9 protein-coding genes are annotated in these 15,968 nt (G+C 48.7%); 5 read left to right on the top strand and 4 right to left on the bottom strand.

From position 1 onward, the window contains the following. Window positions 1-216: 216 nt before the first annotated feature. A complete protein-coding gene (locus QUB16_RS14860; protein WP_333317133.1) occupies window positions 217-2,295 on the bottom strand; it encodes a serine/threonine-protein kinase in 2,079 nt (692 codons plus the stop codon). A 512-nt stretch (window positions 2,296-2,807) separates the two neighbouring features. On the opposite strand from QUB16_RS14860, the gene msrP reads away from it, so the two are divergent. Together msrP and QUB16_RS14850 are read left to right on the top strand one after the other, a co-directional pair. Beyond that, a complete protein-coding gene (msrP, locus tag QUB16_RS14855) occupies window positions 2,808-3,791 on the top strand; it encodes a protein-methionine-sulfoxide reductase catalytic subunit MsrP (RefSeq protein WP_333317131.1) in 984 nt (327 codons plus the stop codon). 138 nt (window positions 3,792-3,929) lie between these two features. Then, window positions 3,930-4,067 carry a hypothetical protein gene (locus tag QUB16_RS14850; protein WP_333053602.1) on the top strand — a complete coding sequence of 46 codons (138 nt, stop codon included), beginning with the start codon at window positions 3,930-3,932 and terminating at the stop codon, window positions 4,065-4,067. A gap of 68 nt (window positions 4,068-4,135) precedes the next feature. Here the strand turns inward: QUB16_RS14850 and miaA are convergent, their stop codons facing one another. Further along, entirely contained in the window at window positions 4,136-5,029 is an 894-nt protein-coding gene (gene miaA / locus QUB16_RS14845) for a tRNA (adenosine(37)-N6)-dimethylallyltransferase MiaA (protein WP_333317129.1), read from the bottom strand. A 206-nt stretch (window positions 5,030-5,235) separates the two neighbouring features. Between miaA and QUB16_RS14840 the strand changes: the two genes are divergently transcribed. From QUB16_RS14840 to QUB16_RS14830, 3 genes are all read left to right on the top strand, one after another. After that, window positions 5,236-6,528 carry an ATP-binding protein gene (locus tag QUB16_RS14840; protein WP_333317127.1) on the top strand — a complete coding sequence of 431 codons (1,293 nt, stop codon included), beginning with the start codon at window positions 5,236-5,238 and terminating at the stop codon, window positions 6,526-6,528. Between the two features lie 184 nt (window positions 6,529-6,712). Then, a complete protein-coding gene (gene gyrB, locus QUB16_RS14835) occupies window positions 6,713-9,958 on the top strand; it encodes a DNA topoisomerase (ATP-hydrolyzing) subunit B (protein ID WP_333317124.1) in 3,246 nt (1,081 codons plus the stop codon). A gap of 235 nt (window positions 9,959-10,193) precedes the next feature. After that, window positions 10,194-10,910 carry a heme oxygenase (biliverdin-producing) gene (locus QUB16_RS14830; RefSeq protein ID WP_333108776.1) on the top strand — a complete coding sequence of 239 codons (717 nt, stop codon included), beginning with the start codon at window positions 10,194-10,196 and terminating at the stop codon, window positions 10,908-10,910. Window positions 10,911-11,171: 261 nt separating this feature from the next. On the opposite strand, the gene QUB16_RS14825 is transcribed toward QUB16_RS14830, so the two are convergent. Together QUB16_RS14825 and mfd are read right to left on the bottom strand one after the other, a co-directional pair. Further along, entirely contained in the window at window positions 11,172-11,825 is a 654-nt protein-coding gene (locus tag QUB16_RS14825) for an S-layer homology domain-containing protein (protein ID WP_333317123.1), read from the bottom strand. A gap of 132 nt (window positions 11,826-11,957) precedes the next feature. Beyond that, entirely contained in the window at window positions 11,958-15,527 is a 3,570-nt protein-coding gene (mfd, locus tag QUB16_RS14820; protein WP_333317121.1) for a transcription-repair coupling factor, read from the bottom strand. Window positions 15,528-15,968 lie beyond the last annotated feature (441 nt).

Here is a 15,968-nt window from a genome sequence, read left to right as displayed (position 1 = left end):
GCCCGTCCAAAAAGGACGGGCGGGACGCCCATCCCACAATAACAATTAAAATTGTAAGTTATTTAATTCGCGATCCTTAGCAAAACTCATAGAAACCGGGTTTCTCGCCACCCCATGCGTCAGCCTTGAAACTGTCGGAAGTGTTGATAGATAAATTAACTGAATGTTCGATCGCCCTAGCTGTTCAAAAATCGATCGAACGGGCGATCGAAAAAATTAAGGAGACAGTCGCCACACCTTAATCGTGTGGTCAAAACTGCCACTGATCAGAGTTTTGTCTTGAGGATTAAAAGCCAAATCCACCCAGGTAGAATGACCCTTCAGCGTGCCCACCGTGTCGGCGGGACTCATCTGCCACCGCTCGCCGGGACTCATCCGCCACAGCTTAATAGTGCCGCTCAAATCGGCGCTGGCAAGCTTGTCTCCGTCGGGACTGAAAGCCAAGGACTTAACCTTGTCGGAATGGCCGATTAAAGTCCGTAGCAGAGAACCGTTGGGCTGCCCGGAGTGATTATTGGGGCTGATATCCCACAGCTTCACCGTCTTGTCCCAACTACCGCTGGCGAGAGTTTGACCGTCCGGGCTGATGGCCAGAGACCAAACCGCCTCGGAATGACCCCAAAGAGTTTCTTTAAATTCCCCAGTCTGCCAGTTCCACAGGTTGATCTTACCGTCGCTGCTGCCGATCGCCAAAGTTTCTCGATCGGGACTGAAAGCCACCGACTGCACCTCGTCAAAAACCCCCTTGAGAGTTTCCAACTCTGCCCCGCCTTCGACTTGCCACAACTTCAAAGTTTTGTCCTTACCGACACTGGCCACGGCCTGGCTATCGGGACTAAAAACCACCGAGAACACGCCGTTTTGGTGTCCGTCCAAAGTCCGAATTAACTTGCCAGAATAGAAACTCCACAATTTAATCGTACCGTCAACGCCACCGCTGGCGATCGTCCTGCCGTCGGGACTGACAGCCACCGACCACACGGGCCCCAAATGCCCTGCTAAAACCTTGAGCAGCTTGCCGTGACGCTTGTGCAGCAGGTGAATTGTGCCGTCGTTATTCCCGCTGACTATCACGCGGCCGTGGGGAGCGACTGCTACCGCCCAAACCGGGTTTTTGTGTTGATCCGCCAGAGTCCGTACAGCAGGCCCTGACGGCGATGCCTCACCCCTGAAATTCTGCATCGGGGGCGGATTGAACCGAATTTCGGGAATGCTAGAAGCAGGCTCACCAGAAGTGAAAGCCTGCGGTGCAGGAGATGGCAAGCGAGAACCTAGCACTACGGACAGCAGGGCAACCGCAGTTGCTCCCCACATTGCCAAAGTCCACTTGGGTTTGCTGAGAATCACGTCTACCGGTGCCGGGCCGTATTTCATGTCTGTGAGAATTGCCTCGGTCGATCGATAGCGTTTTGATGGTTCTCGCTGCACCATTTTATCCAGAATGCGGCCGAGTCGCGCCGAAACTGGTACTTTCAAATAATGCCTCCAGGCCCAACTTTCGGCTTTGATGTCAAACAAATCAAAGGGCGACATTCCCGTTAACAAGTGAATGCAAGTGACTCCCAAACTGTAGATGTCGCTGCTCTTAATCGCTTGGCCTTTAATTTGTTCCGGGGCGGCGTATTCCGCAGAACCTGTCACCGTTTCTGTTTTGAGCGGCCCGCTATTAGCCGGAATTGCGGCGCCGAAATCGACTAAAACTAGCCCATAGGCACTTTCCTGAGACACGGAATGTAAATCCTCTTTCCCTGCCAAAGCTGGGGATGCTTGGGGAGTTTTCCGGTGAATAATATTGGACGGTTTGATATCTCCGTGAATCAGTTGATTTTCGTGAACAAATTGCAGGACTGGCAACAATTCGCTCAGCAGATACCAAATTTGAATTTCTTTAACAACACCTTTTTCTGAAAGCCGATCGGCTAAATTGCGGCCTTCGATGTATTCTTGCACTAAATACTGGCAGCCTTCGAGTTCAAAAGATGCCAGCAGTTTCGGTATTTGCGGATGTTTCCCCAACTCGTCGAGAACTGAGGCCGAGGCGCGAAATGTCCGGTTTTGCTGTGTGCGACCGTCGGCGACTGCCGCGGGCGCGCAGAACTGTTGAATGACGCAACGGGGTTGCGAAGGTTGGTCTTCATCGACGGCTAAGAAGGTGCGGCAAGTGAGACTTTGACCGAGGGTGTGAAAGACTCGGTAGCGGCCTTTTAGCAGCAAGTTCGACTCGCAACTTTTGCAGACTGTCGCGCGATCGAGATTTTGGGGATTCTGGCAATGGGGATTGGTGCAGTAACTCATTTGTCTTTCCGCTGGAGACCCCCGTCCGACATGGTTGCTGGTGGGGGAGGAAAGCGGGGCGGTGCGTGCCGCTTCCTGTGGACAAATTAAATAATTGGAATCTTTGCTTGATCATAATTGTTTCCCAGATTTTCGCCACAATTGCTGCGGTCGATCGCGCGTAAATAATTGCTGACTTTCCTGCGAGCGAGGTTTAATAGGTCGAGCATACGGGCGGGATCTCCTGCCCAACCCCTACTCCCCACAAGAAAATCATTCTTCGCTTCACAGGCCGGAAAGCCTGTTCTTTAGAATGGTGCAATATCTCAGTTGTTACCGAATTAAGCTATACTGTCATTGCGAATACTTGCCGTGCGATCGCACCAAATCAATCGGGAGAGCTTGCCAAATATCCGAGATTCTTTGTTCTATGGAGTGAATCTAAAAGTTCAAATTTCCCATGTAGAATCGACTAACCGATTAAAACTTAGGCAATTTTTTCCCAAGTAACTACTAACTTTTAACTATTACTTATGCCGTTAATTCGCGTACCCAAACCTTGGGAAATTCTCGAACCCCAAATTACCCCAGAAACAGCCTTTCTCAACCGCCGCCGGTTCATGACAAATTTAATTGGCGCCGGCGTGACTGCTTCCCTGCTGCCGCTGACTGGCTGCCAAAGCAATGCTAGCTCAAAAACTGCTCTGGATCAAAGCTCAACCCAAGCATATTCGGAATTGAGCCGGAATCCCGACTTTGCGAAAGTCGATCGAGCGATTACCGACCAAGCCTTAGCTACAAAATACAACAATTTTTACGAATACGGCGGCACAAAATCTATTTGGCAAGCCGCTCAAGCTTTGCCAACAGAAAACTGGAAAGTAGAAGTAGGCGGTTTAGTAAAAAATCCCCGCACTTATGATATTGACGACCTCAACAAAAAATTTCCTATCGAAGAACGAGTTTATCGATTTCGCTGTGTAGAAGCCTGGGCGATGGTAGTTCCGTGGGTCGGATTTCCCATGAAATTACTGATGGCTGATGTCGAACCGCAATCGAAAGCTAAATTCGTTCGCTTCACCTCATTTTACGACCCCAAAATTACTCCCGGCCCCGGTTTGATGTCGCAATTTTATCCTTGGCCTTATACCGAAGGCCTGCGAATTGAAGAAATGGCGAACGATTTAGCATTTTTCGCCACAGGCTTGTATGGCCGAAGGCTACCAAAACAAAATGGTGCGCCGCTGCGGCAAGTGATTCCTTGGAAATACGGTTTTAAGGGCGCAAAGTCGATCGTCAAAATTGAATTTGTCGAACAGCAGCCCGCCACTTTTTGGAATACAATCGGCCCCAACGAATACGCTTTTGAAGCAAATGTGGAACCCGACAAGCCGCACCCCAGATGGTCGCAGGCCAGCGAACGCATAGTCGGCCCCGGTAACAGTTGGTCGTGGGAAACTCGCCCAACTTTGCCCTACAACGGTTACGGCGAATATGTGGCGAGTTTGTACAGTTAATTGACGGATTTCCCCTCGTTTCTAGGCTCAGCCTAGGAACGCAGATCCGGAGGCTCTGCCTCCCTATTTGTGCGAGGCAGAGCCTCGGATTCAGGCATTCCCAGGCAGATCCTGGGAACGAGAAAAGGGAAATATGAAATGTGCGATCGCAGTTTAGCATTTCCCTTTTTACCAGTTGCTGAAATTCCCGGTTTCATCGAACAAAGCAGAACAGTCGGACAGCGTGCTGCTGTGCGTTTGTTTCGGCAAAGAATTAGAGAAATTTTGCCAAATTAAAAATAACACTTACATCTCTCCTTACTCTTTCTCTGTGCCCTCTGCGCCCTCTGCGGTAAAAAAACTCTTTATTGTTCGCAAAACTCTGCAACCCTCCGCCAAACTCGATCGCACAAATCGGGTATGCTAACATCGAACCATTCAATTTCAGGATAGGCTCGAAACCATGTCCGCTGACGCTTCGCAAATTGCCGCGTGTGCAAAATTGTTAATTCTTTAGCTTCTTCCAGCTTAATGTCGCCAGCCAAATATTGTTTCATTTCCTGATAGCCCAGCGTGTTCAAAAGTGGCAAATCGCAGCCGTATTTTTTACACAAATATTCTACTTCAGCTATCCAACCGCGTTCTAGCATTTGTTCGGTGCGCTGTTTGATCCGATCGACCAAAACATCGATCGCGCAATCCAACCCAATTTGTAAAATAGGATAATTGGGAGGATTTTCGCCCTGCTGTTCGGAGATAGGGCGACCGGTCGCATAAAATACTTCCAGTGCTCTTAAAGTTCTTACTGGGTCATTGAGGTGAATTTTCTCAGCGGCAGAGCGATCGACTTGCTGCAACATCGCGTAACATTGAGATTGTCCGAGTTCTGCTAGTTGCGATCGCAATTCGGGCATCGGTGCTACCCTCGGAATTTTCAAACCTTTGACTACAGACTTAATATATAAGCCCGTCCCTCCCACCAACAACAGAGGAGAATCAACAGCAGCAATTAAATTTTGAGCTTGTTGCTGGTAGTCTGCGAGTGTTAGAGTTTCTGTCGGATCGCAGATGTCAATTAAGTGATGGGGTACACAAGTGCGATCGACCGCCGTCGGTTTTGCCGTTCCGATGTCAAATTCGCGGTACACTTGACGGGAGTCCGCACTGAGGATCGAGGATTGTAGTCGCCCCGCCAAAGCCAATGCCACTCCCGACTTCCCCGTCGCCGTCGCCCCACAAATCGTAATTAATCTAGGCATAGCTTACTTCCTTGCGGGCGATCGCACCCAAACTCCTCTAGCTGACAACAAACACTCCTCCCCGATCCAAGCCATCCATCCCCTCAATAAATTTCCCTTCAGAAGGCCCTAGCATCGCCATTAACCGTTTTGTGTTATAACTTTAGAAGTTTTATCATTTTAAAAGCTTTTGGGGCTTTAGACCTCATTATTGGAGGTATTGTTGTATGACTGGCAGCTACAGCGCCGACCAAATTCAAGTTCTCGAAGACCACGAAGCAGTTCGGAAACGACCGGGAATGTACATCGGTTCGATCGGCCCGCGAGGACTGCACCATCTAGTTTACGAGGTTGCGGACAATTCGATCGACGAAGCGCTGGCCGGTTACTGCACTCGCATCGAAGTTGACCTCAACGCTGACGGTTCTGTTACCGTGACAGATAACGGCCGGGGAATTCCCACTGAGATTCATTCCAAAACTGGCAAATCATTCTTGGAAACAGTTTTCACAGTTATCCACTTTGCCGGCCGGCGCGACAGCCACGACGGCTACAAGGTTTCAGGAGGTCTCCACGGAGTTGGGGTAGCAATTGTCAATGCTTTGTCTCAATGGTTGCAGGTAACTGTTTGGCGCGAGGGGCAAATTTACAGCCAGCGTTTTGACAAAGGCGTCGCTGTTACGCCGCTGACAGCTAAACTGAGTCCCGAAAACCGCATGGGTACGTCGATTTGTTTCAAACCAGATGTGGAGATTTTTAAGAATGGCATTGAGTTCGATCGCACCACTCTTGCCCTTCATCTGCGGCCGCTTGCTTATCTCAATCCCGGTTTGACAATTCTTTTGACTGACAACCGCTTGCAACTGCTAGGCAGCAGTAATCCCTGCATCGAAACCTACTGCTTCCCTGGTGGCATCCGGGAATATGTCGCCTACCTAAACTCTGATGTGGAAACGCTGCACAAAGATATTATTTACATTCAGGGCGATCGCGACGGCATACAAGTAGAAATAGCCTTTCAGTGGCACGTTCCGAGGCAAAATAAGTCCTGGGGCCGACTGTTAGGTTTTGCCAACTGCGTCGAGAACATTGACCGCGGCACATACTTTAACACCTTCCAATTGACGACTCGGCGCACGGTAAGCGCGATCGCCCGCAATCTGGGCAAGCTTAAAGATACAGATAAAATTTTGGATTGGTCTGGGGTTTTAGAGGCAGGCTTCACCGGTATTATTGCCCTGAAAGTACCGAATCCCGAATTTGAAGGCCCGACGAAAAATCGGCTAGCCAACCCCGAAGTACAAGAAATCGTTAAATCTTTGGTGGAAAATGGATTGATGGAGTATCTGGCAGCCCGTCCCGAAGTCGCAGGGGCGATCGTCCAACGGGCGATCGAGGCCCGCGACGCAGTGGCGGCCGCACGCCAAGCGCTAGCAGTTCGGAGACACCAGAAGAGGTACAAAACAATTATTGGCAAGCGCCGACAACCGGGCGATCGCACTTCTCAACCTTCCGGCTAACAGCCCCGCCACCAAATGTCAATAGCTCCCCAAGTAAAACTACTATGCCGGGTACGTCCCCCCGATAAATTTCCCTTCAGAAAGCCCTAGCATCGCCTTTAACGGTTTTGTGCTATAATTTTAGGAGTTTTCCCATTTTAGAAGCTTTTGGGGCTTTAGGCCTCATTATTGGAGCTATTTTTGTATGACCAGCAGCTACAGCGCCGACCAGATTCAAGTTCTCGAAGGTCTCGAAGCAGTCCGTAAACGACCGGGGATGTACATCGGTACCACCGGCCCGCGAGGACTCCACCATCTAGTTTACGAGGTTGTGGACAATTCCATAGATGAGGCGCTGGCTGGCCACTGCACTCACATCGAGATTGACATCAACGCCGACGGTTCCGTTACCGTGACAGACGACGGCCGAGGTATTCCCACCGGCATCGTTGCCAAGACTGGCAAATCGGGAATAGAAACAGTAATGACTGTACTTCACGCCGGCGGTAAATTTGGCGGTGGTGGCTACAAGGTTTCTGGAGGATTGCACGGTGTAGGTATTTCTGTTGTTAACGCGCTGTCCGAGTGGGTAGAAGTGACAGTTTGGCGCGACCAAAAAGAACATTTACAGCGCTACGAAAGAGGCAATCCAGTTACGGAACTTACTGCCAAGCCCAACAAAGGCACTCGCACCGGCACTTCAGTTTCTTTCTTGCCAGATACTCAAATATTTAGCACTGGCATTGAATTTGATTACACTACACTCGCGGGGCGCTTGCGAGAATTGGGTTACTTGAATGCGGGCGTGAGAATTACGTTTAGCGACCACCGTTTGGAACTGCTCAAAAGTAGCGAACCTCGCATCGAAACTTACTGTTATGAGGGCGGAATCAAGGAATATATCGCCTACATGAACCGCGAAAAGCAGCCTCTGCACGAAGAAGTGATTTACGTGCAAGGCGAACGCAATAACGTGCAAATAGAAGTGGCTTTGCAGTGGTGCGTTGATGCTTTTAGCGACAACGTTCTAGGTTTTGCTAACAACATTCGGACGATCGACGGTGGCACGCACTTAGAAGGTTTGAAGGCGGTTTTGACGCGGACGATGAATTCGATCGCCCGCAAGCGCAACAAAATCAAAGAAAACGAGCCCAACCTCGCCGGCGAAAACGTTCGCGAAGGTTTGACAGCAGTGATTTCTGTCAAAGTCCCAGACCCGGAATTTGAAGGCCAAACTAAAACCAAGCTAGGCAATACAGAAGTTCGGGGAATTGTCGATTCCTTGGTAGGCGAAGTATTGACAGAATATTTGGAGTTTCGCCCCCAAGTAGCTGACGCTATTTTGGAAAAAGCAATTCAGGCATTTAAGGCCGCTGAAGCTGCCCGTCGTGCCCGCGATTTAGTGCGCCGAAAATCTGTCTTAGAATCGTCTCCTTTGCCGGGAAAATTAGCGGACTGTAGCTCCAGAGACCCCGCCCTGTCTGAGATATACCTGGTCGAGGGGGATTCCGCGGGGGGCTGTTTTTATTCTTTTCAGGAAATAAAATTAGCTGACGGCACCACAAAAACTATCAAACAGATAGTTGACGAACAAGCAGAAGGTAAAGAACACTTTTGCTACACCATTCGCGAGAGTGGAAACATCGGGTTTGAGCGAATAACTAATGCTCGGATGACTAAAGCAAATGCTGAAGTTGTCAAATTGACATTAGACAATGGGGAGACAATAACTTGCACTCCCGACCATCCATTCATGTTGCGGGATGGCACTTACAAAGCAGCGGCCATGCTGACACCGGAAGATTCATTAATGCCGTTCCACTGCAAGTTGTCGGAAAAAACCAAACAGGGTCAGGGACTTAACGGTTACGAAATGGTTTGGAATCCCAACAGTGATAAGTGGATTTACACCCATCTTTTAGCGGATTTCTACAACCTGAAACACGGCGTTTATCTCGCATCTGACGGCAATCACCGCCATCACGTTGACTTTAACAAACTCAACAACAATCCGACAAATATTCAGCGATTGCCTGCTGAGGATCACTTGGCTCTTCACCGCGCGAACCTTGAGAAAACCTTGCACAGGCCCGATGTCATTGAAAAGAGCCGTCAAGCTCACATGACCGATGAATTTCGGGCGATGATGAAAGAGCGGATGCGGCAGCCCGAAACGCGACAAATTCTTTCGGAACAGGCGAAAGCTCAGTGGGAAGATGAAGAGTATAAAGCTTACATGATGAGCAAGTGGCGGGAGTTTTACGATACTGATGAAACTTATCGCCAGCAGAATAATGAACTGCTGAACCAAGCCCAGCAAGAGTATTGGAGTTCCGAAGAAAACCGTTTGGCTCAGTCGGAACGGGTTCGCAATCATTTTGCTAACAATCCTGAAGCGCGGGAGACTAATTCGCAATTTGCGAAAGAGCAGTGGCAAGATGAGAATTTGTTGGAGTGGCGGCGCGAAAAAACTAAGGAACAGTGGACGCCGGAGTTTCGCCAGAAACGTAAAGAAGCTTTGAAGGAAACTTATTACCGCCAGACGCTGGAAGCTTTGAAGACAGTCCACCTGAAAGAAGGTTGGATGAATGTAGATGCTTACAATCTTTATCGCCGCATGAAGGGTGATAAGACTTTGTTGAAGTTTGAGACGTTTTGCGATCGCTACTTTAATGGTGATGAAGTATATGCTCGCCAAGCGGTTCGGAATTACAACCACCGCGTTGTGTCGATCGAACATTTGGAGGAGCGGTACGATGTCTACGACATCGAAGTGCCCAACAGTCACAACTTTGCATTAGGGGCGGGAATTTTCGTGCACAACAGTGCCAAACAAGGGCGCGATCGCCAATTCCAAGCAATCCTGCCTTTGCGCGGTAAAATTCTCAACATTGAGAAAACCGACGACGCCAAAATCTACAAAAATAACGAAATTCAATCGTTAATTACAGCCCTGGGTTTGGGCATCAAAGGCGAAGAATTCGATCCGGGTCAATTGCGGTACCACCACATCGTAATTATGACTGACGCTGACGTGGATGGTGCCCACATCCGCACGCTGTTGCTGACTTTCTTCTACCGCTATCAGCGGGCACTTGTAGAACAAGGTTACATCTATATTGCTTGTCCTCCTCTCTATAAAGTGGAACGGGGACGCAATCATTACTACTGTTACAGCGATCGCGAAATGAACAATCTCATCCGCAATGAATTTCCGGCGAATGCTAATTACACCATTCAGCGGTTCAAAGGTTTGGGGGAAATGATGCCGACACAGTTGTGGGATACAACGATGAACCCAGAAACTCGGACGCTGAAACGGGTGGAAATTGAAGACGCTGCTGAGGCCGATCGCATCTTTACGATCTTAATGGGCGATCGTGTCGCCCCCCGCCGCGAATTCATTGAAACCTACGGCCCCAAACTCAACCTCCTCGACTTGGACATCTAAGTTAGTCAGTAGCTAACAGTCGATGAGGAACCACTAACGACTAAACTTTTTCAGCAGTTTGAACCCTTGTGCCTCGGAAGGCACAAGGGTTTCTGCCGTTTGAGGTCGGTAGATTTTGTTATAAAAATTAATACAATCTCTCATCAAATCGATCTAAGGTAAACACTTAGGTAAATTTTAGATTTTTGGCGCATCCATCAGCTACCACAAAAATAGAAGGTTGGACACATATAGCATGAGCATCAATTTAGCGACCAAATTGCGTGAGGGAACCAAAAAGTCCCACACAATGGCAGAAAACGTCGGTTTTGTCAAGTGTTTTTTAAAAGGCGTTGTAGAAAAAACTTCTTACCGGAAGTTAGTAGGAAACCTCTACTTTGTCTACTCGGCAATGGAAGAGGAAATGGAACGCCAAAAGCAGCATCCGGTTGTTTCAAAAATTTACTTTTCTGAGTTGAATCGCAAACACAGCTTAGAGCAAGATTTATTTTACTACTACGGTGCGAATTGGCGCGAACAAGTAGCCCCCTCAGCCGCAGCTAAAGCTTATGTGGAGCGAATTCGCGAGATTTCGGCGACCGCACCGGAACTGTTAGTAGCTCACTCTTACACTCGCTACCTTGGCGATTTATCCGGCGGACAAATCCTGAAGGGAATTGCCCAGCGCGGGATGAATCTTTCCGACGGAGAAGGCACTGCTTTCTATGAATTCCAGGATATTCCTGATGAAAAAGAATTCAAGGGTAACTACCGTCAGGCAATGAATGAACTGCCGATTGACGAAGCAACAGCAGAGCGAATTGTTGACGAAGCTAATGCAGCTTTTGGCATGAACATGAAGATGTTTATGGAGTTAGAAGGCAATTTGATTAAAGCTGTCGGTCAGATGCTTTTCAATACCCTGACACGGAAGCGCGGTGGTGCTAGTACCGAATTGGCTACTGCTGATTGAGTTAAAGCTCAGTGCAGATAATTTGAGCCTCGTTTAAGAGGAAAAACTTAAATCCTGGGGGTTTGATGGCTGCTTTTACAGTCACCAAATCTCCGGGATTTTGCATGGTGTTTGAATTGCGGGCGATCGACTTTTTAACTCATATCGTTTCCGGTTGTATCGGAATGATTTAACCGCAGAGGGCGCAGAGAACGCAGAGGGAGAGAATACAGAGAGGAATAATTCCGATGCTACCGGATTTGATATCACAACTCAACACTATCACCTTCCCACGCCGCGATCGGGAGGCTCCTCGTCCGGGACAGGCAAAGAACTGGGCCTTACTTGCCGCTCTAAATACTTGCTCAAAGCGTAAGCGATATCCCCACGAGTCATCGGCTTCAAAGGATTAATCTTATTAGTTGCGATATCAATATTAACAAACCCTTCATAAAGTGCAGTAGCTATAGACTTTCTAGCCCAATTAGGAATTTCGCCTGCATCTGGATACTTAGCTAAAATTTCGGAAATGCTGGGTTCGGGAAACTGAAAAACCCCGTAAGCCTGAGCAAAAATCGCCAAAGCTTCAGCGCGAGTCACCCTTTGATTTGGGAAAAACATTCCGTCGCGATATCCACTCATCGTTCCCGTTTTCAAAGCAGTTTGAATCGCACTGTAAGCCCAGTAACTCTTCGGTACGTCCGGCAATTCCCTATCCGGTTTCTGAGCGGTTTTCCGGCGTTCCAAACCAAAAGTTTTCACTAAAATCACCGCCAAATCGGCGCGACTGACAAGGCCATCAGCATTAAAATTACCACTAGCATCTTTATTCATCAATCCGGCACTCACAACCCGATCGATCGGGTCAATTATTTGTTGAGATTGAACCGCCATTGGGACTCCTTGCATTAGCGCGATCGCCAAAAAAATACTCACTAACTTTTTCACGATTTTAATCCTTTCTGTCGCTAAAACCATCATGAAAACAGCAGTAATATTTTTTCTGGTTCCATCAGTATTATTCTGTGGTTTCGGCGGTGCGCGAGATTTGGGGATTATATATTAAAATCAAACATTTGCTTCCGGCAAAGCGCCCTGCATTTTACCCAACCAATCAATCAAATTATCCAATTGCTTTTGGGCCGTCAAAACCGCCATACCCCGAATAGTAACCTTCCCCTTGCTGTAGACAAAACGAGAGCGCAAATGTTCCGGCAAATTAGCCTTGAGCAAATTCCAAGCAGGCTCTTCCATCGCAGTTTCCAAAACTATGTTCTGCTTATTCTCCGGCTTAATCCGAGAAAAACCGATTTTTTTAGCGATTTGTTTGAGTTCAACCACACGGATAAGCTGCTGGGCTGGCAGAGGAATTGGCCCATAGCGATCGCACCAATCAACCTGAATCTGCTGTAATTCTTCAGGCGTATTAGCAGAAGCCACAGACCGGTAAGCGCTCATCTTTTGATCCAAATCTGCGATGTAATCGGCAGGAATAAACGCCGTCAAAGTTAGGTCAATTTGCGCGTCCTCCACTTTCGGAATTTCCTGACCCTTAATTTCCCGAATAGCCTCCTCTAACATTTCAGCATACAAATCAAAACCGATCGCCTCCATTTGACCAGATTGTTCAGTACCCAAAACATCACCCGAACCGCGAATTTCCATATCTCGGACAGCCAACTGATAGCCCGAACCCAACTGCGCGAACTCTTGAATTGCCCGCAGCCTCTGCCTTGCAGCATCAGACAGCTTATTCTGCTTGGGATAAAACAGCCAAGCATGAGCTTGAATCCCCGCGCGTCCCACCCGTCCCCGCAACTGGTAAAGCTGACCCAAACCAAACTTCTGCGCGTCTTCAATTAAAATAGTATTGACTCGCGGAATATCCAAACCCGACTCAATAATCGTCGTACACACCAAAATATCGAAATCTGCCGCACTGAAAGTCAGCATGATTGATTCTAGTTCCGACGCCTCCATTTGACCGTGGGCGATCGCAATTCTGGCAGACGGAACCATCTCCTGCAACTGAACGGCCAACTCATCAATCCCCTCAATCCGCGGCACCACGTAAAAAACCTGACCGCCCCTGTCCAATTCTTGACGAATTGCCGATCGCACCACTTCCGGGTTATAGGGAGCCAAATGCGTCTGAATCGGGCGCCTGCTGGGAGGCGGAGTCGAAATCAAACTCATCTCGCGAATCCCCGACAGCGACATATACAAAGTCCGGGGAATCGGCGTTGCTGTCAGAGTCAGAACATCTACCTCTGTTTTGAGAGATTTAATTGCTTCCTTTTGCTTAACTCCAAACCGCTGTTCTTCATCCACCACCAACAAGCCCAAATCCCGAAATTTAATCGCCTTGCTCAAAACAGCTTGAGTACCGACAATCACATCTAATTCCCCAGTCGCCAAACGCTTGTGAATCTCCCGGCGCTCGGTTTCAGTGCGAAAGCGATTGAGCAAACCAACTTCGATCGGATAAGGGGAAAAACGCTCCGAGAGCGTGTGATAGTGCTGTTGGGTCAAAATCGTCGTCGGAGCGAGCAAAGCCACCTGCTTGCCCGCCGTAACCGCCTTAAAAATCGCTCTCAGAGCCACTTCTGTCTTACCAAAACCGACATCGCCACAGACCAAGCGATCCATCGGTCGATCGCCCTCCATGTCGCGTTTCACATCCTGAGTTGCCTTCAACTGATCCGGGGTTGGCTGGTAAGGAAAAGAATCCTCTAATTCTTGTTGCCAAGGCATATCAGGAGGAAAAGCGTAACCTGTTTGTTTAGCTCTTTTAGCATAAAGATTGAGCAAATCCACTGCCAATTTCTTAACAGCTTTGCGAACCTTTGTCTTAGTTTTTTCCCAAGTTTGACCTGTCAGCTTGTTTAGATCCGGTACTTTATCGCCTACAGTCCGAAACCTCGACAAAGCGCCCAATTGATCGGCAGCCACCCTCAGAGTACCGTCAGCGTATTGTATCAGCAAATATTCGCGAGTTTCCCGATCGAGCGTCAAACGTTCCAACTTGATAAACTTGCCCACTCCGTGCTGGCGGTGAACCACATAATCACCTGGGCTTAATTTATTCGGGTCTACTTGCTTAGAAGCAGCGCGGCGGCGCTTGCGGACGTAGCTAAAAGTAGCGAGAGAATGCTGACCGTAAAATTCCCGATCGGTAATTAAAACAATCCGAAAAGTCGGCAGAATAAAACCTTCCAATTCTGCCAGCCCGCTGTACTTCAAAGCAACCGGAACGTGCTGCAATTGCAACTTGTCGATCGCCAAAAAATCGCGCGGATTCACCACAAACTGAGCCGGACAGTCGTGTTCCGACAGCAGAGAAACCGATCGACTCGGTTGAGCCGAAACTAGAAAAATGGTAAAACCCCGATCGCGCTCTTCCCTGAGCATTTGAGACAGCTTCGCAAATTGGTGAGGCATCACCGGCACAGGCCGAGAAGCCAAATTAATCGCAGACGGTAGCTGGTCACTCTCCCCAGAGCTTTGAAATTTTTTAGCCGTAGAATCTTCGGCCAATTCTGAAAGTTCTAGCCTCTCGAAAGCTGCGACATCTGCCATAGATTCAGCAAAAGTGCGGTGAATTTTCGGAACTTTCAAATGAGAAATTGGCAACTTTTCTGTCCCCGCCTCCGCAACAACAGATTCCCGATCGCAATTTTTCCACTGTTGCTCTGCATTCTCAAACCAGCGGTCGCTGTGACCTTCGCAGCCTTGCGGTTCGTCAACAACAACTAAAGTATTTTCTGGCAAATAATCCAACAAAGATGCGGGTTGCTCGAAAGCTAAACCCAACAACCTGCGGACAAATTTTTCCGCTTCATTTTCGGGTTCATTTTCTGTGTCAACAGAGCCTAGGTGGTTGATTTCGTCAACCTTTTTTTCAGATAAAACTGCTTTAATAATTGTGTTAAAATTAGTAGGAGTTAACACCAACCGATCGACCTTATCGAGCGATCGCTGCGAAGACGGGTCAAACTCCCGAATTTGCTCCAAATCATCCCCAAACCACTCCAGCCGCACTGGCAACTCCGCCGCTACCGGAAAGACATCGACAATATCGCCCCGGCGACTCCACTGGCCCTCCATTTCCACCAGAGTCACTCGATCGTACCCCATCGACACGAGTTGGCGGTCAAGTATCTTCGAGTCTTGAACCGCACCTCGCTTCAGCGTCAGACAGTAGGGTTCAAAAGCAGCAGGCGGCGGCAAGTGAGACTGGAGAGCTCTTTCGGTAGCTACAATCGCGATCGGCTTAGAATTAGCGTTTGTTTCTCGTTTCTCGACCAAATCCGCCAGCACCTGCATTTGTCCCCAAGTCATTTCGTTCTCGTCGGAGTAAGATAGCTCGTAGGGCGAAGCCTCGGAAGTTGGGTAAAAATGCACAGTCTGCCAGCCCATAGCCTCCAGCCCTGCCACCCAACGGCCGGCTTCTTCTAGAGTTGCCGTCACTACCAGTAAACTCCGCCCTTCTTGCTGTGCCAGGGCGGAAGCTACTAAACCTTTGGGCAACCGGGCGATGCCGTTGAGTTGCAAGCAGCGATGGCGCTTGAGCTTGTTGAGGAGTTCTGTTGCTAGGGGCGATCGCCCCAGGGTACGAATTATTGAAGAGAAAGTCATGCGCTTTTAATTTTAATCCCCGATCGGCGAAGGCTCTTTCCCTTTGCCTGTTAAGGAGATTGTACGACAAACATCCACGATCGTGCCGATCGGCTGTTGAGGTCTTGGAGCTTAACTGGAGATAGATTTCTGCTTTAATATGTCGATCCTGCGATCGCGATCGAGCCCTGGACGTTAATCTAGTGACAGGTTTAGAAAAAATTTCGATTTTGCGATCGAGATTCGCAGCTTCCAGACCTCTCCTGTCAGAAACCTCAGCCTAAAGGCGTGAGGCTTGAAAGAGAAATCTAACAGGCCATTCTGACCAGACTAAGCTTTAAATAGCTACGTTATTTAGGTCACGACACCCGCTTGATGCGAAGCTAGTCCCTTGCTCTGTCGCTAGTGGTTAAACAGTCTTAAGGTCACTGAGACAGTGCTGCTAGCCGGCGCAAGCCTTTA

It is taken from the genome of Microcoleus sp. D3_18a_C4, from assembly GCF_036702415.1.
Taxonomy (GTDB): Bacteria; Cyanobacteriota; Cyanobacteriia; order Cyanobacteriales; family Microcoleaceae; genus Microcoleus.
This window is presented reverse-complemented; position numbering and strand designations above follow the sequence as displayed.